This is a genomic window from Microbacterium sp. SLBN-154 (assembly GCF_006715565.1).
Classification (GTDB): domain Bacteria; phylum Actinomycetota; class Actinomycetes; order Actinomycetales; family Microbacteriaceae; genus Microbacterium.
Window position 1 is genome coordinate 69,448 of record NZ_VFNL01000001.1, and the last position, 24,986, is coordinate 94,433.

Genomic DNA, 24,986 nt, shown 5'->3' on the forward strand with positions numbered 1-24,986 from the left:
GAAGGCAGGTTGCCATGACACAAGCGGATGGCGCCGGCGCGCAGCCGGCGGTCCTCAGGGCGAGATCCTTGACCCGGACGTATGGGAAGGGGGAGTCGGCGTTCACCGCGCTGCGCGGTGTCGATCTGAGCGTGGAACGCGGCCGCTCGGTCGCGATCGTCGGGAAGTCAGGGTCGGGCAAGTCGACGCTGATGCACCTGCTGGCGCTCCTGGACAAACCGACCATCGGTGATGTCGAGGTGGAAGGCCGTCCCGCCTCACGGTTGCGGGCGGGTGAGCTGAACCCGCTGCGGAACAAGACGTTCGGGTTCGTGTTCCAGCAGTTCTTCCTCACGGCCGGCCAGACGGTGTTCGAGAACGTGAGCCTGCCGCTCGTGATCGCCGGAATGCCCGCGGCCGAGCGGCGCGAGCGCACGATGGCCTCTCTCGAGGCGCTCGGCCTTGCCGACAAGGCCAAGAACCGCGCCAACGACCTCTCGGGCGGACAGAAGCAGCGCGTGGTGATCGCCCGCGCCCTCGTGAACGACCCGTCGGTGATCTTCGCCGACGAGCCCACCGGGAACCTCGACACCGCGACGGGGGCCCAGGTCGAAGACATCCTGTTCGGTCTTCAGCGTGAGCGCGGCATCACCCTCGTCGTGGTCACCCACGACCCCGACCTCGCCGCGCGCTGCGACAGCGCCGTGACGATCGCCGACGGACAGATCGTCGCCCGAACGGGGGTGGCGGCATGAAGACCACCGACATCGTGAGAATGGCGTCGAAGAACGCCTTCCGCAGCAAGCTGCGCACCACCCTCACCGTTCTGAGCCTCTTCGTCGGCGCCTTCACGCTGACCCTCACCACCGCCCTCGGGGCAGGCGTGAATGACTACGTCGAACGCCAGGTGGCCACGCTCAGCAACGGCGACATCCTCCTCGTCAGCCCCGCGGCGACGGTCGAGACCGGCGACGGTCCCACCGAGTACGACCCCGACGGCCGCCAGCAGGGCGCCGCGGGCAACCCTCTGACCTCCGGAACCCTGCTCAACAGCGACGACATCGAAGCGATCGAGCAGATCGACGGCGTTCGCAACGTCGAGGCGATCAGCGGGGTGACCGTCGACTGGATCGCCGAGTCGGGCTCCTCGTCCGACGCGCGCTACGAGATCGACATCAATCCGACATCCTCGATCGGCCAGAGCGACCTCGTCGCCGGCGAGCAGCTCGACCAGGAAAGCTCGCAGGACCAGATCGTGCTGCCCGAGGAGTTCGTCGACGCGCTGGGCTTCAGTGGCGCCGAGGAGTCGATCGGCAAGACCGTGGCCCTCGGATACACCGACGCCGCACAGCAGGAACAGGAGGTGACGGCCACCGTCGTGGGCATCGCTCGCGAGAGCCTCTTCGCCGCGGGCGCCGGCGCCAACTCGGCGCTCACGACGGTCATCGCCGATGCCCAGTCGGCGGACGGAGCGCCCGACGCGTGGCCGCTCGCGGTCGCGCAGCTCCAGCCGGAGGACGGGGAGACCGTCACGGCGGAGGAGATTCAGCGGGTGAAGGACGACCTCGCCGACGCAGACCTTGCGGGGCAGACCATCGAGGATCAGCTGGGCATCGTCCAGACCATCATCAACGGCATCATCGGGGTGCTCAACGCCTTCGCCGTGGTCGCGCTCGTCGCAGCATCCTTCGGCATCATCAACACCCTCCTGATGAGCGTGCAGGAACGAACCCGCGAGATCGGCCTCATGAAGGCGATGGGCATGTCCAACGCCCGGGTCTTCACCCTGTTCAGTCTCGAGGCGGTCTTCATCGGATTCCTCGGCTCGGTGATCGGCGCCCTGGTCGCGATCGGGCTGGGCTCGGTGCTGTCCGTCGCCCTCGCCGACACCGTGCTCTCCGCACTCCCCGGACTGCAGATCCTCCTGTTCACCCCCGCGAACGTGATCGGCGTCATCGTCATCATCATGCTCATCGCGTTCCTCGCCGGCGTGCTCCCCGCCCGTCGTGCCGCCCGGCAGGACCCCATCGAGTCGCTCCGGTACGAGTGACCAAAGGAGCCGCAGATCATGTCGACCAGCCCGCCGAACCGCCGCCGCGACGCGGTCGAGAAGAGTGCCCTCATCGAGCGCGCTGCGATCGATCTTGTTCTCGAGCACGGCTACGAGGCGGTCACGGTCGACATGATCTGCGAGCTCGCCGACGTGAGCCAGCGCACCTTCTTCAACCACTTCAAGACCAAAGACCTCGCCCTTCTCGGCCCGGGCGGTCCCACCATCGACCGACGCGCGGCCCGCGAGTATGTCGCCACCAAAGGCCCGCTGCTGCAGGGCGCAGTCGAACTGATCCATATCGAACCCGGCCAGATGGCTGCCGACCCGTCGCTTCTCGCGGCCCGGATTCACGCGGTCGGCACGAGCCCCGCGCTGGTCGCGCGGCAGATGGAACGCCTCATCGTGATCGAGGAAGAGCTCAGGGAGGTCATCCAGCTCCGCCTCCGCACGCAATGGCCCGAGGAGGACGCGTCAGATCTTTCCGTGCAAGCGGAGCTCATCACCCATCTCCTTGCCGGGGTGATGCGATTCATCGCCATGAGCTGGGCCGACGACGTCCGGCGCGGGCAGCAACCGAAGATCGATCCCGTCCACGTCCGCTCCACCCTCGACAGCACGATCCGCAAGCTCGGGTCGGACGAGGTCGATCAGCGAAGCGGCCCGTCGGAGACCGCGGGGTCGGAGGTACCTGTCGCGGAATCCGGGAGGAGCAGTTCGTCGACGTAGCAGAACCGCCAGGTTTCGCCCGGTTCCGCGGAGGCGATGATCGGATGGCCGGAGGCGGTGAAATGCTCGGTGGCGTGACGCCCCGGCGAGTCATCGCAGCAGGCGATGTTCCCGCAGCTGGTGCACAGACGCAGATGCACCCACTCGAGGCCGTCCTCTCGGCACCGTCGACACTCCAACGGCCCGTCCGGCTCATCGACGACGAGACTGTCGAGGTGCGTGCACTCTGCCGACGTGGTGAGCTCGCGAACGTAGGTGAAGTTGCCTCGGAACAGCCGGTCCGGGAGTATCCGCGCGAGCACATGAGAGCGTGATGCCGCGAGAGGGCTGAGCACCGCGAGAATCAGCAGGTAGAGCGCGACGAACGGACCGATCCTCTCGTCGAGACCGGCGGCGATCGCAAGCGACGCGAGAATGAGCGAGAACTCTCCTCGCCCGAGAAGCGTGAGGCTGATGTTCGCCGCGGCACGTTGATTGAGCCGGTACATCCGAGCCGCGATGACGCCGGCGATCACATTGAGCGTCACTGTGAGGAGCACGGCGAGGAGCGCGGGGAGGACGACGCTTCCGAGCTCGCGGACGTCGATGGTGAGCCCGAACGCGATGAAGAACACCGCCGCGAAGACATCCCGCAAAGGCAGCACGACGCGCTCGACCCGATCTTTCAGAGACGTCCGCGAGACGACGAGGCCGATCATGAGCGCCCCGATCGCATCAGACACCCCCAACTCGGCGGAGGTACCGGCGACGAGGAAGACCAGGCCGACGACGCCGATGGTGAGCAGCTCCTCTTCCCGGCTTCGGATGACGGCGGCGATGACACGCCCCCCGAATCGCGCGACGACGAGCAGGACGAGGAGGAACAGGAAGCTCGTCCCGATGTCGACGACGAGTGCGAGCGGCGACTCCGCGTCACCGAGAATCGGCGTCAGGAGCGAAAGATAGAGGGCCAGGAACAGGTCTTCGACGACGATGATCCCGAGGATCAACGGGGTCTCCGCATTGGCGAGGCGGCGCAGCTCTATGAGGAGTTTCGTGACGATCGCGGAACTGGAGATCCCCAGGGCACCACCGATCACCAGGGCCTCACCGACGCCCCACCCCAGGAACAGTCCGAAGACGATGCCGCCGCTGACATTGAGACCGATGTACGTGAATGCGGCGAGGACGAGACGTCCGCCGCTGGCGCGCACCTGCTCGAGCGGGAACTCCACCCCGAGGTGGAACAGCAGGAGGACGAGACCCATCGTGGCCAGGAACTCGATGACCGCGGGATCGTCGATCAGCACGGGACCCGGCGTGCCCGGCCCGAGCAGGATCCCCGTTGCCATGAAGAACGGGATGGTCGGAAGACCGATCCGCCGACCGAGCCGGGCGAGCAGCGCCGCGACCAGCAGAAGCGCGCCGACGGCGATCAACTCGTTGATGGGGATCCCGAAAGGTGCACCCACGATGTTCACGCCGGGTGGCTGCACCTGGCTGTCGAAGATCGTCATCTCGGCAGGTCAGTCGGTGATGTACGAACCGTTGAGCACTGCTCCCAGGAGGCGGGCCTGTTCGGCGGAGAGCTCGATCACGGAGGTGGGATCGGTCGAGCTGTCCTCGAACGAGTAGATCTCGCGCCGGCCATCCCTGTGCTCGATGACCGACACTCGCTGTGGGGCCCGATTCCCGGCGACGTCGTACCGCGTCCCGATACCCGGCATCTCGATTTTCCGCACATGGCTGCCCATACCGCTGATGATAAACATGCGGGTGCATCCTCTGCCACGACGGATTTCGCGAGCGCACGAGGATGCGAACTCACGCTCGAAAGCCTCTCGGTGGCCGTGGGAGCATTCACGCCCGCGTTCCGCGGACTCGGCATCAATCCTGCAACTGCTGCAGCACGGAGAAGAGGTCTTCGAGATGCCACGATTGAGCGATCTTGCCGTTCGAGAGCCGGTGGAAGTCGAACGCGCGGAACTCGACGATCCGGCCCGTCGGCGGCACGCCGAGGAACTCTCCGAGGTGCGTGCCCCGGGCGAGCACTCGTGTGGCGACCCGGTCACCGCTGACCAGGACGTCTTCCACGGTGACGCTCAAATCCGGGAACGCCGCGCGAAGAAAGGCGACCGTTGCCGCGAAGCCTTCGACACCGGCCGGAACTCCCGGGGGAAGCGGAATGTCTTCCCAGCCGTCGGAGAGAAAGTCATGCGTGGCGCTCGTGTCCCCGCTGGCCATCGCGTCGTAGAACCGCCGAACCGTCGCCTCCGGGTCGTTCAGCTCGAGCACACCTTCGTCCTGATTCTCGTCGACCCCCTCGACGAAGACCAATGTGCGATCGAGCGCCGTCTTGGCGATTTCGCGGGCCGGTGCGTACTCCGCGGAGTGGTACCACCGATGGATGTGCTGCACGTCGGGGAACTCGATGAGAACCACCCGCCTGTCGGGTGCCCATTCGCCTTCGGCGATTTCGGCCTCGGCGGCAAGCACTCGGAATCGTCCACCGTATGCGGCGACGGCCGCGCTGGTCAGCTCGGCGTAGTGCCGGGCACCGGCTTCGTCGAGTACGGCGACGTGGGTAAGGCTGTATGCGGGCATGACGGTCTACTCTCGCTCAAGTGATCGGGTCGCTGACAGGAGTGCTTCCACGGTCCTCTGGGTTTCCGCCGCGGCATCCCGTCTTTCCCAGACTGAGCCGGTTGCTCTCCGGTTGGAAACGAACATTCGACGTGAAGCCACAACCGGGCGCATGCGATGCCTGATCTGCGGCAGCTCCGCGTCTTTCTCGAGGTCGCTCGGGAGTTGAACTTCACTCGGGCCGCAGCGGCGTTGTTCATGACGCAGCAGGCGGTCTCGAAGACGATCGGGCAGCTCGAGCGCGACCTGGGTGTTCTTCTCTTCGACCGGTCGACACACGAGGTGACGCTCACGCCGGCGGGCGCCGAGCTGCAGCGCGGTGCACCCGCAGCCCTCTCCATGGTCGACGCAGTTCTCGAGCGCGTGCAGCGCGTCGCAAGCGGAACGGAGGGCACGGTCGAGGTCGGCGTGTCGCCCGCGCTCAGTCACGGAGAGCGACTTGCGCTGGTCGACGCGCTTCGCGTGAACGCACCATCATTGTCTGTCGTCCTGCATGAACTTCGACCGGAGCACGTGCGTGCCGCCCTGCGCGACCGTCGCGTCGAGCTGATGTTCGCTCGGTCGGTCCTCGTAGCGCCCGACATCGACGGCGTTCCGCTTCGCGCGACGCCGGCACGGCTTTATGTGCCCGCACGCCACCGATGGGCCCAGCGAAGAGACGGTGTGCACCTTCGGGAACTCGATGGCGAGCGGCTTCTGGTTTGGAACGAACCCGGCACACCTCTGACCGATGGCCTCCTCCGCCTGGTCGCCGCGCACGGCGCGACGATCACCCCCGTGTTGTCGAGGGCCAGCGGCCTGGGGATGTCGTTGAGCGACCTCTCCGAGCGGGATGTCGTGGCGATTGCACCGCCCGATGCGATCCGCGACCCCGAGATCGCGCAGATCGAGATCGCGGAACCGGTCTTGCTGCCCGTGGTTGCGATGTGGTTGCGCGGTTCGCGTCCGGCAACGGTCGACCGAGTGCTCGAGCATCTGGGCGACGTACCAAGATCCGGATAACCCGCCCGACCGCGGAGGTCGGGCACACGACCTGGCAGCGTGCTTCGCGATTCAGCTCCGGACAGTCTTGAAAGTCCGGAACAGAGCGTGGCCGATGATCATCACAAGACCGAGCGTGCCGACGGGGACGCCGACCATCGCCAGGATTCCCGCGCCGATGTTCGCATCCGGAGCCGTCGGGTCCAAGAGCAGAACCACGCCGACGAGCATGGCGAACCCGCACGCGAGAAGGGCGGTACCGATGTAGTGAATCTTCATGATCTCCCTGAAGGCGTCAGACACCAGCTTCGAAGAACCCTACGCGGGGAAAGAGCACAGAAACATGGCCGAGACCTGACGACGCGGATCTCGAGGGGCCGCCCACAGCGCCGAGGGCCGTATCACACAAGGGTTCGACGCCGCCTGCCGGTCGCATCGGTCCGTCGATGCCCGGCTCAGGGCCGGCCGCCCGACCGGGGCGGCCAGCCCTGACGCTCAGTCGTTCGCGATGGTGGCGAAGACACCGTCCGCCCCGCCGCGCAGCGCGTCAGCTGCAACCTGCGGGTTCCAGAAGTCGACGTATCGGGTGATCTTCCCGTCGGTCGTCTCGACGACGGAGATGTATGTCTGGTTGTAGGGCCGCCCCGTGGTCAGGGCAGTGCCGACGCTCGAGAACTCAGCGATGACCAGCGACGGGTCGACGGTCTCATGAAAGACGAGGTCGGTGAACTGAACGTCGAAGTGCTTCGGGAAGTTCTGCATGTAGTCATGCAGTTCGGTTCTTCCGCTCACCGCCTTCGGGAATCCCTCTGGACCGTAGGGGAACTCGAGCACGCCCTCGTCCGCGAACAGATCCACCCACCCGGGGATCCGGCCCGATGACAGGTACTCGAGGTGATTTCGGAAGGTCTGGCGCGCTGCTTCTCGCACCTTGTCAATGGTCGTGTCGGTCACGATTACTCCTCTCCTTTGGCCGCTTAACGCGAGTATTTTCGTCTTACACAGGTACGGTAACACGCTGCACATGAAAACGCGAAACTACTCGCAATAGGATCTGCGGCCCCATTTGGATGCGATGACTTTCGCGTTAAAGTGGGCCGATGGATGATCCGGGGTCGCGTCGAGTCACGCGTCCGGGCGGTCGCTCCGCCCGCGTTCGCTCCGACGTTCACTCAGCGGTCTCGGCCCTCCAATCGGAGAACCCGCTCGCCGAGATCACGATGGCGCGGATCGCGGAGCGATCGGGTGTCCACCTCGGCACTCTCTACCGCAGGTGGGGCAGCGTGGACGGCGTCCTGCTCGACGTCGTGAGTGAGCGGCTGAGCGCGCGCTCGCCGGTGCCTGATACCGGCGATTACGCGAACGACCTGCGGGAGTATGCGCGCCAGGCCGCGGAAGACCTTGCAGGCTCGGAGGGCGTGCTGCTTCTGCGTACGCTCGTCTCCGTGCGACTCGGGGACGGGGGCTCCTTACCGCCGGCGTTGTCGCGCCGGTTCGACGAGCTTCAGCACATGCTCGACCGCGCGGCGGCCAGGGGTGAGACCGTACCCACTTCCGAGGAGGTCTTCGAACTCGTCATCGCTCCGTTGTGCGCAAGCTTGCTGTTCGGCACCGATCCACCCCCGGTAGACCGGTTGGTCGAGAGGGTCGATCTCCTCGCCGCCCACGCGGCCCACGCCGAGGGCACGTGAGACCCGGGAGTCTTCCTCTCAAAGCCCCGCGCACTCCGCGCGACGCTTCTCCCGATCCCCTTGAACGGAGCGCGGCTCTTCACCGGTCTGTGGCCGCCACGTAGATCGGCGCTTCGCCCTCGAGCGGTCGGAGCGGTCACCGCCCGGTGCGGGCAGCAAGAAGTCGACGCTCCGCCTCATTCGCGGTCAGTTCCAGGGCGCGGAGATCCGCCGCGAGCGCCTCGTCGTCGCGTCCGAGCCTGCGCAGCAGGTGCGCGCGTACGGCGTGCCACAGGTGGGCTCGCGAGAGATCTCTCTCCAGTGCATCCACTTCGGTCAGCGCTGCGGCCGGCGCCCCCACCTGGTCGAGGGCGACGGCACGATTGAGCCGCACCACCGGCGATGCGTCGTAGCCGAGCAACAGGTCGTAGAGCACGAGCACCTGCCTCCAGTCCGTTGCAGCAGCGGTGTCAGCATCAGCGTGGCAGGCGGCGATGGCCGCCTGCAGCTGCCACCTGCCGGGGCGGTGCAGCCGCGCGGCCCGCTCAAGCTCGACGCGCGCCCGAGCGATGAGGGAAGCATCCCAACTGGATCGGTCCTGGTCGACGAGGAGGACAAGATCACCGTCGACAGATCGTGCCGACTCTCGTGCCCGGTGGAAAAGCAGCAGCGCGAGAAGCCCATGCGCTTCCGGCTCGCGGGGCAGTGCGGCCGCGACGACACCTGCGAGCCATACCGCGTCGTCGGCGAGGTCGCGGTCTGCGGTGGCGTCACCGCCGCCCACGAAATGGGCTTCGTTGTACATGACGGACACGATGGTCAGGACGATGTCGAGCCGGACCGCCCGGTCCGTCGCATCCGGAATCCGCAGTGGGATACCCGTGGCGCCTATCTTGCGTTTTGCTCGCACGATTCGTTGCGCTGTTGCAGGCTCGGTGCTGAAGGTGGCACGTGCGATCTGTGCGGTGGTGAGACCGCACACCGCGCGGAGCGTCAAGGCGAGCTGAGCCTCCGGCGCCAGAGCAGGGTGGCAGCAGCCGAAGAGCAGCGGCAGCCGCTCGTCGATCTCACCTGACGAGGCTTCGGGAGCCGATGGTGTTGGGTCTTGGGCAGGCACCATGCCCGCCAGCTTCTCGCGGTATCTCTTTTCGCGGCGCACGCGATCGAGCGCGTTGCGGCGCGCGGCTTGCGTGAGCCAGGCGCCCGGGTTCGGGGGAATCCCCTCCTTCCGCCAGGCCCGAAGGGCCTCCTCGACGGCCTCGGCCACCGCCTCCTCAGCGATGTCCAGACTGCTGAAGGAGCGGGCCAGCGCCCCGACGATTCGTCCGGACTGCTCGCGCACGACGCGGGAGAGGCGGAGATCGGATGCCGCGACCTCGCCGCTCGGCCCGCTCCGCGCGCCATCGTCGTCCGGTCGGGCCGCGGCATCCGCGTGGCTCACGTGTCGGACTGGCCGGAGACAGTCAGGATCGGGCGGATCTCGACGCCCCAGCCAGGGAGCTCGAGAAACGGCCATGACCGCACCAACGCGATCGCGGCGTCCATGTCGGGCACATCGATGATGCTGAAGCCGCCGATGACCTCCTTGGCCTCGGAGAATGGTCCGTCGACGACGACGGTACCGCTCGCGCTGTGTTTCACCGTGGTCGCCGGTCAGGCGGACGCGGTCGGTTCGCTGCGAAGGGACGATCAGAACGGGTTGGTCGACGGGTCCACGACCGCGCGAACCTCGACGCCACCGCCGGGAGCCGGGCACAGCTTGGCGATCGCGAGGGCGTGGACGAGATCGCGCGCCTCGATCACGTAATAGCCGTTGAGAGACTGCCCGGTCTCGATGATCGGACCCTCCGCCCTCGTGCCGCCGTCCTTGATGGTGGTAGCCGCGGGCGCGAGCGCCTCACCTCCCGCGAGGGACCCGCCGAGCTCGAAGACCCCCTCGCGAAACTTCCCGTGCGCCTCGACCACCCCACGCCATGCCTCGGGCGTCGCATTGATGTAGAACGACTGGTCGTCGTAGATGAGGATTTTGAACTTGGCCATGGAATGAGCTCCTTCACTGCGTCGCGGGCCGGCCAGTCCGGCTCCGTCACTAGTAACGGCGAACAGCTCACGCCGGATTCGACCGCTGGGCCGAGAAACCCCGGGTTCGATTCGCTCCCTCGCCGGGGCGACTCAGGAAATTCGCTTCGTCGTCGCGTCATGGGGTGATCGGTTCATCGGGGTTGCACCGTTTCATCGACACTTTCGCGCTAAGGCGTTCTTCCCCACGTCCTTCCCACGGGCCGCTCCGAGCGAAACGAAACTCCCGCGCCCTTCTTGGTCGCCAGGCTTCTGCGGGGGTTTCACATGGCGGTGACGGTGGGATTTGAACTCATACCGCCCGGCCTTTCGCCAGTGTACGAGGGCATCCTCACCGGTGTTTGCGCGGAAGTCGACCTTTCGCGGGCGTCCCCGAGGCTACAGATCGTGACACGATCTTTCTCACCGGTTTACTCGCGGTCAGGCACCCATCTGGCGCTTCACCACGCGCGCCGCGTTTCGGCCGCTCTCGATCGCTCAGCGTGCCCGACCGGCATCCGCCGCCCCGGGCACTTCCACTAGCCGACCCGTGCGGACGTCGTAAAGGAATCCGTGAACCGGGATGCGCGCGGGAACGAGCGGGTGGGTTCTGATGCGGACGATGTCGTGGATGACGGCCTGTGACTGGTCGCTGATGGTGAGCCAATCGATGTCGGCACCGGCGTCGGAACCCGGGCTGTCACCGACGTCGTAGAACCCGTCGGGGCCGAGGGCTGCCGTGTCCAGACTGCTGGCGAGGAGTCCCGAGATGGTGTCGTTGGAGAAGAACTCCATGCCGCAATCGGTGTGGTGGATGACGAACCACTCGGAGGTGCCGAGCAGCTTGTAGGAGATGACGAGAGACCGGATGGCGTCGTCCGACGCGCGCCCGCCGGCATTGCGGATGACGTGCGCATCGCCCTCTCGAAGGCCCGCGTACTTGGCCGGGTCGAGTCGGGCATCCATGCACGTGAGGATGGCGAACCCTCGGGCCGGTGGGAGCGCGAGCTCGCCGAGTTCGAACGACGCGGCGTATCTCTCGTTCGCCGCAAGGACCTCATCGAGTACCGGCATCTTCGCTCCCTCACATCGGATGAGCCGAGAGTATGGCCTCACGACGGCCGGAGGGCCGGTGTGTCGTCGAATGACGGGAAGGAACGCACCGCCTCGCGCCGTCCGAAGGAGAATGAGGGTGCTCCCCACCGTTCATCACGACGTCCGCCGACCGCACCGCCGAGGAATCCCGATGTCCACACTGCTTCCGCTCGGACCCGACGAGCTGCTGGCGACCACTCGCGCTGTCCGGAAGCGTCTCGATCTGGACCGCCCCGTGCCGCTCGAGGTCGTGAAAGACGCACTCGGGATCGCCTTGCAGGCGCCATCGGGCGGCAACCGACAGACGTGGCACTGGATCATCGTCACCGATCCGGCTCTCCGCAAGACCGTCGCCGACTACTACGCAGCCTCGTACCGCGCCTACGCGTCGAACCAGCCGACGTCGCCTACCGCCGAACGCACCCGCATCGCATCCAGCGCCACGTACCTCGCCGAGAACCTGCACCGGGTGCCCGTCCTCGTCATCGGTGCGATCGAGACGGGGTCCGCCACCCTGCCGGCGGGTAATCAGGCGGGCCTGTGGGGGTCGGTGCTGCCCGCGGCGTGGAGTCTTTCCCTCGCGCTGCGCGCCCGGGGCCTCGGCTCAGCCTGGACGACCCTGCACCTGCAGTACGAGCGCGAGGTCGCCGACGCCCTCGGCATCCCTCCCACGGTTCACCAGGGAGTTCTGCTTCCGGTCGCGTACACGAAAGGCGTGGATTTCAAGCCGGCTCCGCGACGAGATCTCGATTCGGTCGTCCACGTCGACTTCTGGTGACGCAGCGGCTCTGAGGGACAGCCCGTCGGAGAACATCGCCTTTGTTACGGTCCGTGACTGGCTTTCCGAAGGTTCGACCCGCGGGCCCTGAGGGCTCCGAATAATCGGAAACATCCCGCCCCGACCGGCGTCACCGCCGGAGGACCTTCCGTGACAGGAGCCTCATGACCACCTCGAACTCGATCGCCGCTGAGGTATCCGACTTCGTGCCCGGCTTCACCCAGGCCATCGGACCCGCGCTGACTGCCGTCTTCGATGAGGAGCAGCGCGACTTGCGCGCCGCAGGGATCCCCGACGGAGCCGTTTCCGTGGGCGACGCCCTGCCGTCCGCCACCGTCATTGACTCCCAGGGCCGGTCCCATGACCTGGAGTCTTTGCTCGGAGAGGGCCCGACTGTCGTGGTGTTCTACCGCGGAGCCTGGTGCCCTTTCTGCAACATCACCCTCGCGCATTACCAGCGCACGCTTGCACCCGAGCTCGATGCGCGCGGTGTCGCACTCATCGCCATCAGCCCGCAGACCCCGGACGGTACGGCATCCGCGGTGGCGAAGGGAGAACTCGGTTACACCGTCGTCTCCGACCCCGGCAACGCGCTGGCCGGCGCGCTCGGCATCGTCACCGCGCCGAGCAGCGCCGCGCAGGAGGCCCACACCCAGCTGGGATTCGCGGTGAAGGACAGCAACGCCGACGAGACCCCCGCGATTCCGTTCCCGTCGGTGATCGTGGTCGACAGCGCGCGAAGGATCACGTTCGCCGACATCAAGGTCGACTACACCCAGCGAACGGAGACGGCGGAGATCCTCACCGCGGTGGATGCACTCGCCACCAGACGTAGCCGCTGAGGCAGGGAGTCATCCTTCATCGCCCGCGGATGTCCGAGGACGTGCGGCGATGACGAGGTCGAGCGCGCGGACCAGGTCGCGGAGGATGTCGTCGACCCGCTCCAGCCCGATCGACAGGCGCACGAGCCCCGGGGTGATCCCCAGAGACAGCCGCTCGTGCTCTTCCAGCTTGGCGTGGATCGTGCTCCCGGTGTGGATGGCGAGGCTTCGCACGTCACCGATGTGCGTCATCTGACTGACGAGCCGAAGCTCGTCGAGGAATGTGCGCGCGGCGGCCCTTCCCGCCGCCAGATCGATGGCGATGATGGACCCCGCACCGTCGGGCAGGTACTTCTTCGCCGTCGGCCGGTGGGGGCTGCCGGCGAGCCCCGGATAGTGCACGGCGGCGAGAGCCGGATGGCCGACGAGCTCGGCCGCGATCCGTTCGGCGTTGGCCACGTGGCGCTGCATCCGCAGTGAGAGGGTCTCGATGCCGTGCAGCAGGAGGAAGGTGCTGCTCGGCGGCACCGTTGGACCGTACTCCAGCACGATGACCGACCGCAGGTATGCTCCCAGAGCTGCGGCGCCGAAGCGCTGCGTAAACGGATCGGGGCCGTAGGGCCCGCTGCGGGCCAGCTGCGGGAATCGGTCGGCGTGCGCCTCCCAGTCGAAGCGTCCGCCGTCGATGATCGCCCCGCCGATGACGGCGCCGTGGCCCGCGAGCCACTTGGAGGTCGAATGCACGACCACATCCGCGCCCCACTCCAGGGGTCGGCACAGGTAGGGAGTGGCGACGGTGTTGTCCACGACGAGAGGCACACCGGCGCGGGCGGACACGTCGGCCAGCTTTTCCAGGTCGACAACGTCGCCGAGCGGATTGGGAATGGACTCGGTGTAGATCGCCTTGGTGTTCGGGCGGATCCGTTCGAGCCACTCCGACGTCGGTGCGAGAGCATCCACCGCTTCGAACTCGAGTCCCTGCCTGCGCAGTGCCCCCCGGAACATCTCCCGGGTCCCCTCGTAAAGGCTCCGCGTGGTGAGGATGTGGTCTCCGGCGGACGCGACCGCGAAGAGCGCGGCAGCGATGGCCGCCTGACCGCTGGCGACGAGGATGCCGTCGACGCCGCCTTCGAGGTCGGCGAGCCGCCACGCAGCGACGAGGTTCGTGGGGTTGTCGTTGCGCGAGTAGGCCCGTCGGGCGCTTCGCCCTGCGAAGCGCTCCACCCCGTCGTCGAAGTCCTCGAAGAGGTATCCCGCTGTCTGGTACACCGGGGTGATGCGAGCGAACGCCTCGGCGTCGATGATCTCCCCCGCGTGGATCTGACGGGTCTCGAAGCCCCACCGCTCGTCCGCCCCGGTCATCCCACCGCTCCTCTCCCGACTGCGTCGCCCATCGCGCGGATCGCGTCGGCGAGCACCGGCCGCGGTGTCGCGAAGACGATCCGGACGAAGTCTTCGAACCCCTTGCCGAGCAGAGCCCCCTCGGTCAGGACGACGCCCGCGTGCTCTCGGAAGAACGCGGCGGGCGGACCGGGAAGGCTCAGCGCCGAAGTGTCGATCCAGCCGATGTAGGTCGCTTCGGGCATTCGGTAGCGGGCACCGGGCAGGTGTTCCGCGAGCACGTCATGGAGGTCCTGCCGTTCCGAGTCGAGGTAGCGCACCACCTCCTCCAGCCACGGTCGACCTTCGCGGTACGCGGCGATTGCGGCCACCACACCGAGCGTCGCCGCGCCATGCTGCACGGCGAAGCCGAATCGACGGTAGGCCGCCTGGTCGGCGTCGTTGGACGTGATCAGTTGGGCGGTCTTCAAACCGGCGAGGTTCCATGCCTTGGATGCGCTGGTGCCGGTGATCGTATGGGCTGCTGTCGCGTCGGAGAGCGACGCGTAGGGGACGTGCGGCACCCCTTCGTACCTCAGCGGGGCATGGATCTCATCGGCCAACACGCGCCCACCGTGGCGATCGACGATCTCGGCCAGCGCGCCGAGCTCTGCGCGGGTGAGGACGGTGCCGGTCGGGTTGTGGGGATTGCACAGCACCAGGGTGCGCGCCCCCGCGGCAAAGGCCGCGTCGATCCGGTCGAGGTCGTGCTGCCATCGTCCGTCGACGACAGCGCCCGGCACCTCGACAACAGGATGACCGATGGTCGGCAGGTAGGTCAGGAACGGCATGTAGGCGGGCGTCGGTACGATCACGGCCGATCCTGCCGGCGCATATTCGGTGACCGCGACACCCAGCGCTGCCATCACATCCGAGACGGGGTGGACCCGCTCGGGATCGATGTCCCACGCGTATTCCGCTCGCATCCACTCCGCGGTCGCGTCGCCCAGTTCCGCGGCCAGCGGCGGTGACAGGTACCCGAGTATGCCCTCATCGACGGCGCGGTGAAGGGCCTGCGAAACGGGCGGGGCGACGCCGAAATCCATCTCCGCGACCCACGCCCCGACCGCTCCCGGGTGCAGGCTCCACTTCCGACTCTCGGGGCGGTCGAGGCGATCCCGCGCGACGCGGTCGAACGGATGTGCGCCGGCTTTCAGACGCGGTGTCATTCGTCGGAGCGCACGGCGCCGGATGACGCGAACGGTGTGCCCGCGGCATCCGTGATCTCGGACCGGACGATCTCCGCCCCCGCGCACAATGCAGCGAGCTTTCCCCGTGCGACCGTGGATGCCAGCGGCGCCATGCCGCAGTTGGTTGAGGGATAGAGCTTGTCCGCGTCGACGAAGGGCAGCACCGCCCGGAGGGTCGCGGCAACCTCATCGGGTGTTTCGATGGTGCTTGTCGCGACGTCGATCGCGCCGATCATGAGCTTTTTCCCGCGGGCCAGTTCCATCAGATCGACCGGCACCCGGGAGTTATGCCGTTCCAACGACAGGATGTCGATACTCGACCGCTGCAGGATCGGCAGCGTCGCCTCGTACTGACGCCACTCCGATCCAAGGGTCTTCTTCCAGTTCGTATTGGCCTCGATGCCGTATCCGTAACAGATGTGGACGGCTCGCTCGCACGAGAGACACTCGGCGGCGCGCTCCAGTGCCGCGATCCCCCAGTCGTTGGCCTCCTCGTGGAAGACGGTGAATGCGGGTTCGTCGAACTGCACGATGTCGACCCCTGCGGCCGCGAGGTCCTTCGCCTCCTCGTTCAGGATTCCGGCGAATTCCCACGCGAGCTTCTCTCTGCTGCCATAGTGCGCGTCGAAAAGGGTGTCGACCATTGTCATCGGGCCAGGCAGAGCCCACTTGATGGGGCGGTCGGTGTGCTCGCGGAGGAACCGGGCATCATCGACGAACACCGGCGCAGCGCGCGACACGGTTCCGACGACCTGCGGGACCGCTGCGTCGTAGCGATCGCGAATACGCACCACGGTCCGGTTCTCGAAATCCACGCCGAGGAGATTCTCGATGAAGGTGGTGACGAAATGCTGCCGCGTCTGCTCGCCGTCACCCACGATGTCGAGGCCGGCCTCGAGCTGATCGACGAGCGACAGCCGGAGCGCATCGCGCTTGCCGTCGGCGAGCTCTTCACCGGTCAGCTTCCACGGCGACCACAGCGTCTCGGACTGCGCGAGCCACGACGGCTTCGGCAGGCTGCCCGCGGTGGATGTGGGAAGAAGCCTCGTCTGGGATTGTCTTGTCATCGTCTTTCCTCCGGATCGCCGCGATGAGCGGACTGCCGTTCCGACCACCGCTGCAGCCTCTCCCCGTGCGGGTTGATGAGCACGTCGTCAATGAAGCGTCCCTGCTCGAGTGCGAGGCGCGCGCGCTCGTCCCTGTCGTAGGTGATCTGCGTCATCGAGTAGTCGGTGTGCTCGAGCCTGGGACGGTATCGCGAGCCCGCGGCGGCATTGGCGTTGTAGATCTCGGGACGGTAGATCTTCTGGAACGTCTCCATGGTGCTCACCGTCGCGATGAGAGGAAGGATGCCGTAGTCGCTCAGCAGGTCGCCGCGGAAGTAGAACGCGAGCGGGGCCGCACCTCCGGGGGGCATGAAGTAGCGCACACCCAGGCCCATCTTGGCGAAGTAGCGATCGGTGAACGAGTACTCGTCCTGCCGGTACTCCACACCCAGGATGGGGTGGTGGTTATCGGTCCGGTGATAGGTCTTCGTGCTGGATACGCTCAGGCACACGACGGGAGCGGTGTCGAACGCGTGGGCGTAGGCGTCCGACGCCAGGAAAGCGCGGAAGAGGTTACCGTGCACCTGCCCGAAGTCCTCGGGCAGGGACACTTCCGCGGTTTCCCCGCTCACGCGGGGAAGGAGGATGCTGAAGTCGTAGTCGCGGACGTACGACGAGAGGTTGTTCCCCACGACGCCCGGGATCCGCCGGCCGAGCGTGCGGTCGACGATCGTCGTCTGGAGCATTTCGATGAGCGGGAAGGCTGTGGTGTCCGAAGCGGCCTCCCGGGCCGCGTCACCGGCGGCCGCGAGCGAAACGCCCACCGAGATGATCTCCAGTTCGACGGTGTACCGATCGCGGTCGGGATTGTCCCAGTCGGCAAGGTCGTTGAAGCGCGCGTCGATCATCTCGAGGACATTGCGCAGATTCTCCTGACGACGCTCGCCGCGAGCCAGATTGGCGTAGTTGGTCGTCAATCGGGTGCCGCTCGGCGGCACGTAGGTCTCATCGAACCGGGTGCGGTCGATGCGGAATGACAGACCGACGGGACAGTCCTCATCGGACACGGCCGGCTCCGACACCGCAGCAGGTCGGGGAGCGACCGGGGAGACAACACTCATCGAAGATCCATCGTGATCGGGTGGCAATCTGTGGTCCCGACGATGATCCCTTCCCGGCGGGCGTGCAAGTCCCGCGTAACACGAGTACGCACACCGCGGCCGCGCCGGCGAGAAGCGCCAACGACGTCACCATCCGCGGAGAGTCGCGGACGGTGTGGGCCCGACCGCGATCGGCCGGTCGGAGGAGAGGGTCCACTGACTCCACGATCCGACGTAGATGCGCGTGTCGATCCCGGCGCGGGCGAGGGCGAGAGCCGAATGCGCCGACGCGATCCCGGTGCCGCAGTACAGGGTGATCTCGGCGGTCGGATCGATGGATGCTGCGGCGACCGTCGCGCGGATCTGCTCGGCTGTGCGGAGCGTCCCATCAGGTGCGATATGAGAGACGGTGGGGATGTTCACCGCGCCCGGGATATGGCCCGCCTCGTCGATCCGGCTCGACTGCCCTCGGTAATGCTCCGGGGAGCGAACGTCGACGAGATATCCCGTGCCAGGCGCACGAGCGGCATCCTCGATCGTCGCCACCCCGGGGTCAAGATCGGGCAGATCGATGTCGCCCCGGGGCGGCAGGACATCGCCCCGCTCGACCAGAAGGCCGGCGGCCACCCACGCGCGGATGCCTCCGTCGAGGACCCGCACATCCAGCCCTCGGTGGCGCAGGAGCCACCACGCCCGCGCCGCCGACACCGCGTCGTTGTCGTCGTATGCGACGACGAGGTCGCCGTCTCGGATGCCCCAGCGCCGAGCGGAGTTCTGGAGGTCGGCGTGACGCGGCAAGGGGTACCGCCCGATCTCCGGATGGCCGGGGTCGGCCAGTTCTTGCTCCAGGTCGACATAGACGGCGCCGGGGAGATGACCCGAGACGTAGCCGGGTCTTCCCTCCGGAAGGTTCAGACGCCACCGCACGTCCAGCAGCCGCACGCTGCGCCCCGCCTTGAGCTCGGAGACGAGCTCGTGCGGGGTGATCAGTAACGGCATACATCGAGTGTCCGAAGCGCCGCGCACCATGTCGTGGAGTGGTGAAACAGAGCGCAATCCGACGACCCTTGAGGACATAAACCGGTCGCTAATGGGGCCGTTCATTCCTTTCGCGCTTCACTACCCCTGGCTTCACACGCCAGGAGGTAATGATGGTGTCGATTCTCGCCCTCGTCGGCAATCCGCAGGCGCACTCGCGCACGCGCCTGATCGCTGAGGACCTCGCTCGTTCGTTGGCTGACCAGCTCGGGGGTCATGTCGAGGACACGATCGACCTCGCCGACGTCGCGGATGAGCTGTTCCGGTTCCCGTCCGCACGCGTCGATCACCTGCTCGCCAGGGCTGCCGACGCAGATCTCGTGATCGTCGCCAGCCCGACCTACAAGGCGAGCTACACGGGCCTGCTCAAAGCCTTCCTGGATCGGTACCCGGCGAATGGGCTCGCAGATGTCGTCGCGATCCCGCTCATGACAGTAGCCAGCGATGCGCATGCCCTTGCCGTCGAGCACACGCTGCGCCCGCTCCTCGTCGAACTGGGGGCGTCTTTACCCACGCGCGGAATCTCGTTCCCCGTGGCCGAGATCGACACCCGCGTCGCCGTGCACGCGAAGTGGGTCGAGAACGAGCACCGACACCTTTCGCGCGCGATCGGCCGTCACTGATCCAGCGTCGACGTGAGCACGCGCGAGGCCTGACTCCGTGTGACGTCGCGTGACGAGCTGTTTCCTCGCGTGACGCCACGGCCAGGGCCGCAGCGTACGGTCGCACTAGTCTCCCGACATGGTTGCCCGTACGATCCCGCCGCTTCAGATCTGGCACGCGATGCACCTCGCCGTCCTGAACTCCCAGGCCGCGGACGACTCGCCCGCCGACGAGGGAGCGAACGTCGATGCCGGTTGACGGGCTCGGGTTCGCAACCCGGCAGATTCACGCCGGCGCGGAGCCCGACACCTCCCACGGCGCGCGCGCGACACCGATCTACCTGACCGCCGGATTCGTGTTCGACGACTTCGATCAGGCCAACGAACGGTTCGCCCAGGCCGATGACGGCTACAGCTACTCACGGGCGGGCAACCCGACGAGCGCGGCGGTCGAGCGGCGCATCGCCGACCTCGAGGGCGGCGCGGATGCGCTTCTCGTCGGGAGCGGCCAAGCCGCGGTCTCCACCGCGGTGCTCGCCCTCGTCGGCGCGGGCGACCACATCGTGTCGTCGAACAGCATCTACGAAGGGTCGCGCGAGCTCTTTCGCGACAACTTCGCCCGACTGGGGATCACGACCTCTTTCGTCGGTGACGCGAATGACCCGGCTGCGTGGGAGGCGGCCATCCGCCCTGAGACACGAGTGCTGTTCGCGGAGTCGATCCCGAATCCGAAGAACGACATCCTCGACATCCGCGCCGTCGCCACCGTCGCCCAGCGCCACGGCATCCCGTTGATCATCGACAACACCCTCGCCACTCCCTACCTTCTGCGGCCGATCGAGCATGGTGCGGACATCGTGGTGCACTCTGCGAGCAAGTTCCTCGCCGGCCACGGCACGGTTCTCGGAGGGGTCATCGTCGACGCGGGCAGGATCGACTGGGCGCAGACCGACGGCCGCTATCCGCACCTTGCGAATGACCCGGGCCCCGACGGGCGCACGTTCGCGGACCGTTTCGGTCGCGCCGCGTTCTCGGCGTATGCGAGGTCGGTCGTCGCGCTGCGGCAGGGGCCTTCACCGTCGCCCTTCACCGCGTTCCTGCTTCTGCAGGGCATCGAGACGCTGTCGCTGCGCGTGCAGCGGCATTCCGAGTCCGCCAAGCGCATCGCCGAGTGGCTCGAGGAGCACCCCGCTGTGGAGTCCGTCGACTACAGCGGACTCGCATCCAACCCCTACCGGGCCTTGGCCGAGACGTACCTCCCCCGCGGGCAGGGCTCGGTGTTCGCCTTCACCCTGCGGGGCGGAAGGGATGCCGCTAAGACGTTCACGAACTCCGTGCGACTGTTCACTCGGATGACGCACCTCGGCGATGTCCGGTCGCTTGCGCTCCACCCCGCCTCGACGACGCACGTCAACCGCACGGAAGAGGAGCGGATCGCCGCGGGCATTGGGCAGGGACTCCTGCGGGTTTCGATCGGCCTGGAGGACGTCGAAGACCTGATAGCGGATCTGGACCGCGCATTGGCTGCGGTTCAGGCTGCCGATCTCCTCGAGCGCGCGGGGATTGCATGACCAAGCAGCAGCACTTCGGCTGGTTCCTCTCGCGCGGCTTCGGCCCCCACGGATGGGCGCGTCCCTACTACGAGTGGAACTACGACTGGCGCAGACCCCGGCTCTACCAGGAGAGCGCCCGAACGCTCGAGCAGGCCGGTTTCGACTTCGTCCTCATCGAGGACGCTCTTTCAGTCGGCATCAGCCCGGAAACCCTCGACCTTCGGGTGCGCAAGGCCTACGGCGGCCCGAAGCACGACCCGTGGACTCTCGCGCCGTATCTGTTCGCCGCGACCGAGCACCTCGGTGTCATCCCCACTGCCAATCCCGCCGGCTGGCATCCGTACACGGCTGCCCGCCAGTTCGCCTCCCTGCAACACCTGTCCGGTGGGCGCCTCGGGCTGAATGTGGTGACGGATGTCGGGTCGGCACACCACTTTGGACAGGATCGCCTGTCGCACGATGCGGCCTACGATCGCGCGCAGGAGTGGCTCGCTGCACTGCGACTCCTTTGGCGCAGCTGGGATGACGGGGCGCTGATCGCCGACCCCGAGACGCAGATCTACGCCGACGGCACGAAGATCCGTGCCGTCGAGCACCGCGGCACATACTGGTCGTTCGACGGACCGCTGAACGCGGAGCCCCTCTCCTCAGAGCCGGTCATCGCCTCGCCGGGCGGCTCGCCACGCGGCATCCGATTCGCCGGGCAGAACTCGGATGTCCAGCTCGCCCTGTCCAACCTCGATGTCGAGGCCGTTCGCGCCTACCGCGAACGCGTTCGTGCTGACGCGGTCGAACACGGCCGCGATCCGCGCGACATCAAGACGATGTTCGTCTTCAAACCCATCGTCGCGTCCTCTCCGGACGAAGCCGACCGCATCGTCGCAGCATCCGCGAACCCCGATGACGCGGCACTCCTCGCCGTCGCCGAGGCATGGTCCAGCGACCTCGAAACCGATCTCACCACGCTCGATCTGGACCGGCCGCTGGACCCGGCGATCTTCGGCGAACACGTATCGCAAGGAACCATCAAGGGCCTGCGCGGTCGCTTCGACTCCTTCGCCGACGTACCCTTCCGCGAGATCCTCGCCGGCAAGGCACGCCTCGACCGCATCGGCGACGGCATCAGCGGCACCGTCGGGACAGCCGAAGAGCTCGCGGACCTCATCCAGGCCCTCGGCGACGACGCAGACAACGACGGACTCATCTTCTCCGGCGACCTGCACCCCGTCACCCTGCACCGGGCGCTGGATGAGATCGTGCCGATCCTCCGCCGCCGCGGCATCCTGCGTACGGACTTCGCGCCCGGCGGCCTGCACGCCAACCTCGCCTCATTCTGACGCCCGGTCTGGCGGGACCACCCGTGCCGTGGGGCAGAATCCCGCCGCAGGTCTGGGCTCGAATTCATCTCAACCAGGACTTTTTTTCCCTCGAGCGAAGGTCCTCGCGCCTCTACGAGCAAGAATCGAGCAATCCAACCTTTCCCGAATCTTTCTCACGGAATGGGCACAACACAGGTATCAAGACCCAAGGTCAGACGAGAAAAGCGCCCCGCGGGACGCGCGACGCTTGCTCACTCCCGTTGAACGGAATTAAGGACAGCCTCTGATTAGGGTTTTGGCGGTGACGGTGGGATTCGAGCTCATGTCCCCCGGCATTTAGTAGGTGTACGAGGGCGCGCTCCCCTGTGTCTGCGCGCAACTCGACCTTTGTCGGGTGTCCCCGAGGCTGTCGATCGTGACGTGATCCTTCCCCCGGATGTACTCTTGCTGCGGCCGGAACTCGGCGCGAGCGCGACCACAGTATCGAGACCGCGACTGCCCTGACCGCCCGTGCAACCCTCCGGCTGGGAGACTCAGCAGCACAACAGTGGCGATCCGAAGCTAAGCAAGATGCGCGAGACTGCTCAGCGATGACCCCCCCCCCCCCCCCCCCGCGGGTGCATCGCTGCGGTGAGCACGATCTGGTCGTGGCCGGGCACGACGCGCGCCGCGAGACGGTCGGCGTCGTGCCTCAATCTGCGAAACGACCTGTCGGCATCGCGTTCGTCCGACGGGTCCCCGCCGGCGCACGACCCGCAGGTCACCCCGTCCAGGAAGTTCTGACCGAGGTCCGCCGCGTCCGCGGGGAAGATCCACGTCCCGGTCTCGGGAAGATCGACCCGGAGGGAGGAGTGCCCGGGCGTGTGCCCGGGGGTGAAGAGTACCTCGACGCCGGGGGCGATCTCGGTGTCACCGTCGAGGGGTCGCCAGTCCACGCTCTCCGTCGACCAGTCTTCAACCCGGAATCCTGCGGCGAATGTAGCACGCCCACTGTGTGCGAAGGCGAGCTCGGCCGCCTGGATCGCCACCGGCACGCCGGCTCGTGCGAGCGTGGGGATGCCTCCGGAGTGGTCCAGATGGAGGTGGCTGATAACGGCGAGCGCGATGTCGGACGGGGTCAGCCCGACGCGCGCGAGTGCCGCGACCAGAGGATCGCCGGGGAGCCCCCAGGTGAACGCTGTGGGGTCGGGTGGCGCGGGATGCATCGCCGGCGTGGCAACACGAGGGTCGTGCCCGAGCGCCATCGCGCCGTCGCGGTAGAGCCGATCGGTCGCGTCGGCGTCGTGGGTCTCGCGCGCCATGCCGGTGTCGAAGAGGATCCAGCCCTCGGTCGTCTCGACGACGACGCCCGAGAACGGCTCCCAGACCAGGTCGTGGGGGCCGCCCCGAAGGGAGAGCGACTTCGGCACGCGCTCCGCGCCGAATTGCAGCAGATACATGCGCGTGGCTGTCATGAGGTCGGATTCCGATCAACGCGTGCCCGGAGCGTCCTGTGTCCGACGACGGTGACGGCCGCGCTGATGAGGGCGGAGATCAGGATGCCGGTGGCAAGGCCGGCGAGGAGCGCGAGCGCACCCGCGGCGGCGCCGAGAAGGATCAGCAGGATCGCGAGGAATCGCCGAGCCCAGGGCTGCCCGGTTCGAGCTCCCAGCCAGGAGTCGGCTGCAAGCCCCGTCATTGTGGAGGTGACGACCACGGTCGTGACATCCTTCACCGCGAGATGGCGGGCAGCTGCGGCCTGCACGCCCATGGCGGCTCCCAGACCGCCGGTGACAGCGAGAGCGACCGGCTCCGCCGGGTCGGGGATGACGAGTGTTGTCACGGAGCAGGCGAGGAGGATCGCGGTGACGGTGCAGAGGAGGGTCGTGGTGCGATGAGACCAGCCGACCGCAGCGAGCCGGAGGGTCCGCCCGGCGGCCAGCGCCCCGGCCATGAAGGCGATGAGCGCGACGGTCGGGCCGAGGACGGGGAGTCCGTCGGCGCCGACGAGGGCCATGCCGAGGATGACGACGTTGCCGGTCATGTTGCCGGTGAAGACCCGGTCGAGTCCGAGGTAGCCCACCGCGTCGATGACGCCGGTCGAGAAGGTGAGGGCAAGCATGAGTGCGAGCGCCGTCCGGGAGGAGGTGTCGCGGACACGGCGCCGGCGGGTGAGCTGCTGTGTCATCCGACCTGCCATCCGCCGTCGAGGACGATGTGCTGCCCGGTGAGGTAGCTGCTTTGGTCGGAGGCGAGGTAGACGAAGGTGCGCGCGACTTCGTCGGGTGTGCCGAGGCGTTTGAGGGGGATCCGCGACTCGAAGTCGGTGCGCTCCTGGGAGGGGGTGGTGGCGTTCTGCGTGGCGCGGCGCTGGAAGAGGTCGTCGAGCATCGCGGTCTCGATCTGCCCTGGGCAGACCGCGTTGACGCGGATTCCGTTGTCAGCGAAGTCGGCGGCAAGGCTTTGCGAAAGCCCGATCACGCCGAACTTGGTTGCCGAGTAGGCGGCGTTGCCTCGTCCTCCTCGGACGCCGAAGAGCGATGACGTGAAGGTGATGGTTCCGCCCTGTTCGGCCGCGATGAGTCGTCGGGCGAAGGTGGTGGCGGTGACGAACGCGCCGGTCAGGTTCACCGTGAGCGCGAGATTCCACTCCCGAAGCGAGAGGTCCAGCGCGGGGGCGAGCGCGAGCACGCCGGCGTTGGGCACAATGGTGTCGCACACGCCCCAATCTGCTTCGAGTGCGGCGGCGGCGTCATCCAGGGCGGCGGCGTCGGTCACGTCGACGGCCAGCGCCCGGACATCAGCTCCGGTGGCAGTGGCGATCTCGCCCGCGACCGCTTGCGTGGCTGATAGGTCGAGGTCGGCAAGGGCGACCCGAGCGCCTTCGGCGGCGAAGCGCAGTGCGATCGCTGAGCCGAGTGCGCCAGCCGCGCCGGTGATCAGGGCGGTGCGGCCGGTGAGGGCGTTTCCGAGGGTGAGGGGATCGGCGGTCATGT

At 67.2% G+C, this 24,986-nt stretch carries 27 protein-coding genes; 10 read left to right on the forward strand and 17 right to left on the reverse strand.

Features of this window, described 5'->3' with window-relative positions:
• The first annotated feature begins 14 nt into the window (after positions 1-14).
• Genes FBY40_RS00395 through FBY40_RS00405 form a run of 3 tightly spaced genes read left to right on the forward strand, consistent with a single transcriptional unit; the run spans position 15 to position 2,758 of the window.
• A complete protein-coding gene (locus FBY40_RS00395; RefSeq protein ID WP_141935439.1) occupies positions 15-734 on the forward strand; it encodes an ABC transporter ATP-binding protein in 720 nt (239 codons plus the stop codon).
• Positions 731-2,029, forward strand: a complete 1,299-nt coding sequence (locus tag FBY40_RS00400; protein WP_141935441.1) for an ABC transporter permease — start codon at positions 731-733, stop codon at positions 2,027-2,029. The genes FBY40_RS00395 and FBY40_RS00400 overlap by 4 nt, the downstream gene beginning before the upstream one ends.
• Positions 2,030-2,047: 18 nt before the next feature.
• The gene (locus FBY40_RS00405) at positions 2,048-2,758 is read left to right on the forward strand and encodes a TetR/AcrR family transcriptional regulator (RefSeq protein ID WP_141935443.1); all 711 of its coding nucleotides are present in this window, start codon (positions 2,048-2,050) and stop codon (positions 2,756-2,758) included.
• On the opposite strand, the gene FBY40_RS00410 is transcribed toward FBY40_RS00405, so the two are convergent.
• From FBY40_RS00410 to FBY40_RS17380, 3 genes are all read right to left on the reverse strand, one after another.
• Positions 2,680-4,254, reverse strand: coding sequence for a cation:proton antiporter domain-containing protein (locus tag FBY40_RS00410; protein ID WP_141935445.1), 1,575 nt, complete (start codon positions 4,252-4,254; stop codon positions 2,680-2,682). The genes FBY40_RS00405 and FBY40_RS00410 overlap by 79 nt on opposite strands.
• Before the next feature lie 9 nt (positions 4,255-4,263).
• A complete protein-coding gene (locus tag FBY40_RS00415) occupies positions 4,264-4,509 on the reverse strand; it encodes a potassium transporter TrkA (protein WP_141935447.1) in 246 nt (81 codons plus the stop codon).
• A gap of 115 nt (positions 4,510-4,624) precedes the next feature.
• On the reverse strand, positions 4,625-5,341 hold the full coding sequence (locus FBY40_RS17380; RefSeq protein ID WP_200829894.1) for an ester cyclase: 717 nt from the start codon (positions 5,339-5,341) through the stop codon (positions 4,625-4,627).
• Between the two features lie 156 nt (positions 5,342-5,497).
• On the opposite strand from FBY40_RS17380, the gene FBY40_RS00430 reads away from it, so the two are divergent.
• Entirely contained in the window at positions 5,498-6,382 is an 885-nt protein-coding gene (locus FBY40_RS00430) for a LysR family transcriptional regulator (RefSeq protein WP_141935449.1), read from the forward strand.
• Positions 6,383-6,433: 51 nt separating this feature from the next.
• On the opposite strand, the gene FBY40_RS00435 is transcribed toward FBY40_RS00430, so the two are convergent.
• The gene (locus FBY40_RS00435; protein ID WP_141935451.1) at positions 6,434-6,664 is read right to left on the reverse strand and encodes a hypothetical protein; all 231 of its coding nucleotides are present in this window, start codon (positions 6,662-6,664) and stop codon (positions 6,434-6,436) included.
• A 192-nt stretch (positions 6,665-6,856) separates the two neighbouring features.
• Complete coding sequence (locus FBY40_RS00440) at positions 6,857-7,315, reverse strand: nuclear transport factor 2 family protein (protein ID WP_200829895.1); 459 nt, start codon at positions 7,313-7,315, stop codon at positions 6,857-6,859.
• Between the two features lie 329 nt (positions 7,316-7,644).
• Here FBY40_RS00440 and FBY40_RS00445 point away from each other — a divergent pair, with 329 nt between their 5' ends.
• On the forward strand, positions 7,645-8,052 hold the full coding sequence (locus FBY40_RS00445) for a TetR-like C-terminal domain-containing protein (RefSeq protein WP_200830083.1): 408 nt from the start codon (positions 7,645-7,647) through the stop codon (positions 8,050-8,052).
• 136 nt (positions 8,053-8,188) lie between these two features.
• Here FBY40_RS00445 and FBY40_RS00450 read toward each other — a convergent pair whose 3' ends face one another.
• From FBY40_RS00450 to FBY40_RS00465, 4 genes are all read right to left on the reverse strand, one after another.
• Positions 8,189-9,373, reverse strand: coding sequence for an RNA polymerase sigma factor (locus tag FBY40_RS00450; RefSeq protein ID WP_235014398.1), 1,185 nt, complete (start codon positions 9,371-9,373; stop codon positions 8,189-8,191).
• Positions 9,374-9,468: 95 nt separating this feature from the next.
• Positions 9,469-9,672, reverse strand: a complete 204-nt coding sequence (locus tag FBY40_RS00455) for a YciI family protein (RefSeq protein WP_141935460.1) — start codon at positions 9,670-9,672, stop codon at positions 9,469-9,471.
• Positions 9,673-9,720: 48 nt separating this feature from the next.
• The gene (locus FBY40_RS00460) at positions 9,721-10,071 is read right to left on the reverse strand and encodes a YciI family protein (protein ID WP_141935462.1); all 351 of its coding nucleotides are present in this window, start codon (positions 10,069-10,071) and stop codon (positions 9,721-9,723) included.
• Between the two features lie 516 nt (positions 10,072-10,587).
• The gene (locus tag FBY40_RS00465) at positions 10,588-11,163 is read right to left on the reverse strand and encodes a beta-class carbonic anhydrase (protein ID WP_141935464.1); all 576 of its coding nucleotides are present in this window, start codon (positions 11,161-11,163) and stop codon (positions 10,588-10,590) included.
• A 172-nt stretch (positions 11,164-11,335) separates the two neighbouring features.
• On the opposite strand from FBY40_RS00465, the gene FBY40_RS00470 reads away from it, so the two are divergent.
• Together FBY40_RS00470 and FBY40_RS00475 are read left to right on the forward strand one after the other, a co-directional pair.
• Positions 11,336-11,962, forward strand: a complete 627-nt coding sequence (locus tag FBY40_RS00470) for a nitroreductase family protein (RefSeq protein ID WP_141935466.1) — start codon at positions 11,336-11,338, stop codon at positions 11,960-11,962.
• 164 nt (positions 11,963-12,126) lie between these two features.
• Positions 12,127-12,804 (forward strand): peroxiredoxin-like family protein, encoded by a 678-nt coding sequence (locus FBY40_RS00475; RefSeq protein WP_141935469.1) that lies wholly within the window; start codon positions 12,127-12,129, stop codon positions 12,802-12,804.
• A 9-nt stretch (positions 12,805-12,813) separates the two neighbouring features.
• Here the strand turns inward: FBY40_RS00475 and FBY40_RS00480 are convergent, their stop codons facing one another.
• From FBY40_RS00480 to FBY40_RS00500, 5 genes are all read right to left on the reverse strand, one after another.
• Positions 12,814-14,145 carry an O-acetylhomoserine aminocarboxypropyltransferase/cysteine synthase family protein gene (locus FBY40_RS00480; protein WP_141935471.1) on the reverse strand — a complete coding sequence of 444 codons (1,332 nt, stop codon included), beginning with the start codon at positions 14,143-14,145 and terminating at the stop codon, positions 12,814-12,816.
• Complete coding sequence (locus tag FBY40_RS00485) at positions 14,142-15,332, reverse strand: MalY/PatB family protein (RefSeq protein WP_141935474.1); 1,191 nt, start codon at positions 15,330-15,332, stop codon at positions 14,142-14,144. The genes FBY40_RS00480 and FBY40_RS00485 overlap by 4 nt, the downstream gene beginning before the upstream one ends.
• A complete protein-coding gene (locus FBY40_RS00490) occupies positions 15,329-16,420 on the reverse strand; it encodes a methionine synthase (RefSeq protein ID WP_141935476.1) in 1,092 nt (363 codons plus the stop codon). The genes FBY40_RS00485 and FBY40_RS00490 overlap by 4 nt, the downstream gene beginning before the upstream one ends.
• Positions 16,417-17,520: a putative oxygenase MesX gene (locus FBY40_RS00495; protein WP_141935478.1), complete on the reverse strand. Its 1,104-nt coding sequence runs from the start codon at positions 17,518-17,520 to the stop codon at positions 16,417-16,419. The genes FBY40_RS00490 and FBY40_RS00495 overlap by 4 nt, the downstream gene beginning before the upstream one ends.
• A gap of 126 nt (positions 17,521-17,646) precedes the next feature.
• A complete protein-coding gene (locus FBY40_RS00500; protein ID WP_141935480.1) occupies positions 17,647-18,498 on the reverse strand; it encodes a sulfurtransferase in 852 nt (283 codons plus the stop codon).
• Positions 18,499-18,650: 152 nt separating this feature from the next.
• On the opposite strand from FBY40_RS00500, the gene FBY40_RS00505 reads away from it, so the two are divergent.
• The 3 genes from FBY40_RS00505 (at position 18,651) to FBY40_RS00515 (ending at position 22,029) form a co-directional block, all read left to right on the forward strand.
• Positions 18,651-19,160, forward strand: a complete 510-nt coding sequence (locus FBY40_RS00505) for an NADPH-dependent FMN reductase (RefSeq protein WP_141935482.1) — start codon at positions 18,651-18,653, stop codon at positions 19,158-19,160.
• Between the two features lie 227 nt (positions 19,161-19,387).
• Positions 19,388-20,710, forward strand: coding sequence for an O-acetylhomoserine aminocarboxypropyltransferase/cysteine synthase family protein (locus tag FBY40_RS00510; protein WP_141935484.1), 1,323 nt, complete (start codon positions 19,388-19,390; stop codon positions 20,708-20,710).
• Positions 20,707-22,029: an LLM class flavin-dependent oxidoreductase gene (locus FBY40_RS00515; protein WP_141935486.1), complete on the forward strand. Its 1,323-nt coding sequence runs from the start codon at positions 20,707-20,709 to the stop codon at positions 22,027-22,029. Before FBY40_RS00510 ends, FBY40_RS00515 begins: the two co-directional genes overlap by 4 nt.
• 566 nt (positions 22,030-22,595) lie before the next feature.
• Here FBY40_RS00515 and FBY40_RS00520 read toward each other — a convergent pair.
• From FBY40_RS00520 to FBY40_RS00530, 3 genes are read right to left on the reverse strand one after another with little or no spacing between them, the layout of a single operon-like run.
• Complete coding sequence (locus FBY40_RS00520) at positions 22,596-23,465, reverse strand: N-acyl homoserine lactonase family protein (RefSeq protein ID WP_141935488.1); 870 nt, start codon at positions 23,463-23,465, stop codon at positions 22,596-22,598.
• Complete coding sequence (locus FBY40_RS00525; RefSeq protein ID WP_141935490.1) at positions 23,462-24,178, reverse strand: YoaK family protein; 717 nt, start codon at positions 24,176-24,178, stop codon at positions 23,462-23,464. The genes FBY40_RS00520 and FBY40_RS00525 overlap by 4 nt, the downstream gene beginning before the upstream one ends.
• Positions 24,175-24,984 carry an SDR family NAD(P)-dependent oxidoreductase gene (locus tag FBY40_RS00530; RefSeq protein WP_160141302.1) on the reverse strand — a complete coding sequence of 270 codons (810 nt, stop codon included), beginning with the start codon at positions 24,982-24,984 and terminating at the stop codon, positions 24,175-24,177. Before FBY40_RS00530 ends, FBY40_RS00525 begins: the two co-directional genes overlap by 4 nt.
• Positions 24,985-24,986: the final 2 nt, after the last annotated feature.

Excerpts from the sequence above, each read along its gene's own strand:
- FBY40_RS00395 (WP_141935439.1), top strand. The coding sequence starts at position 15 with ATGACACAAGCGGATGGCGCCGGCGCGCAGCCGGCGGTCCTCAGGGCG.
- FBY40_RS00400 (WP_141935441.1), top strand. The coding sequence starts at position 731 with ATGAAGACCACCGACATCGTGAGAATGGCGTCGAAGAACGCCTTCCGC.
- FBY40_RS00405 (WP_141935443.1), top strand. The coding sequence starts at position 2,048 with ATGTCGACCAGCCCGCCGAACCGCCGCCGCGACGCGGTCGAGAAGAGT.
- FBY40_RS00410 (WP_141935445.1), bottom strand. The coding sequence starts at position 4,254 with ATGACGATCTTCGACAGCCAGGTGCAGCCACCCGGCGTGAACATCGTG.
- FBY40_RS00415 (WP_141935447.1), bottom strand. The coding sequence starts at position 4,509 with ATGTTTATCATCAGCGGTATGGGCAGCCATGTGCGGAAAATCGAGATG.
- FBY40_RS17380 (WP_200829894.1), bottom strand. The coding sequence starts at position 5,341 with ATGCCCGCATACAGCCTTACCCACGTCGCCGTACTCGACGAAGCCGGT.
- FBY40_RS00430 (WP_141935449.1), top strand. The coding sequence starts at position 5,498 with ATGCCTGATCTGCGGCAGCTCCGCGTCTTTCTCGAGGTCGCTCGGGAG.
- FBY40_RS00460 (WP_141935462.1), bottom strand. The coding sequence starts at position 10,071 with ATGGCCAAGTTCAAAATCCTCATCTACGACGACCAGTCGTTCTACATC.
- FBY40_RS00465 (WP_141935464.1), bottom strand. The coding sequence starts at position 11,163 with ATGCCGGTACTCGATGAGGTCCTTGCGGCGAACGAGAGATACGCCGCG.
- FBY40_RS00470 (WP_141935466.1), top strand. The coding sequence starts at position 11,336 with ATGTCCACACTGCTTCCGCTCGGACCCGACGAGCTGCTGGCGACCACT.
- FBY40_RS00475 (WP_141935469.1), top strand. The coding sequence starts at position 12,127 with ATGACCACCTCGAACTCGATCGCCGCTGAGGTATCCGACTTCGTGCCC.
- FBY40_RS00480 (WP_141935471.1), bottom strand. The coding sequence starts at position 14,145 with ATGACCGGGGCGGACGAGCGGTGGGGCTTCGAGACCCGTCAGATCCAC.
- FBY40_RS00485 (WP_141935474.1), bottom strand. The coding sequence starts at position 15,332 with ATGACACCGCGTCTGAAAGCCGGCGCACATCCGTTCGACCGCGTCGCG.
- FBY40_RS00490 (WP_141935476.1), bottom strand. The coding sequence starts at position 16,420 with ATGACAAGACAATCCCAGACGAGGCTTCTTCCCACATCCACCGCGGGC.
- FBY40_RS00495 (WP_141935478.1), bottom strand. The coding sequence starts at position 17,520 with ATGAGTGTTGTCTCCCCGGTCGCTCCCCGACCTGCTGCGGTGTCGGAG.
- FBY40_RS00500 (WP_141935480.1), bottom strand. The coding sequence starts at position 18,498 with ATGCCGTTACTGATCACCCCGCACGAGCTCGTCTCCGAGCTCAAGGCG.
- FBY40_RS00505 (WP_141935482.1), top strand. The coding sequence starts at position 18,651 with ATGGTGTCGATTCTCGCCCTCGTCGGCAATCCGCAGGCGCACTCGCGC.
- FBY40_RS00510 (WP_141935484.1), top strand. The coding sequence starts at position 19,388 with ATGCCGGTTGACGGGCTCGGGTTCGCAACCCGGCAGATTCACGCCGGC.
- FBY40_RS00515 (WP_141935486.1), top strand. The coding sequence starts at position 20,707 with ATGACCAAGCAGCAGCACTTCGGCTGGTTCCTCTCGCGCGGCTTCGGC.
- FBY40_RS00520 (WP_141935488.1), bottom strand. The coding sequence starts at position 23,465 with ATGACAGCCACGCGCATGTATCTGCTGCAATTCGGCGCGGAGCGCGTG.
- FBY40_RS00525 (WP_141935490.1), bottom strand. The coding sequence starts at position 24,178 with ATGACACAGCAGCTCACCCGCCGGCGCCGTGTCCGCGACACCTCCTCC.
- FBY40_RS00530 (WP_160141302.1), bottom strand. The coding sequence starts at position 24,984 with ATGACCGCCGATCCCCTCACCCTCGGAAACGCCCTCACCGGCCGCACC.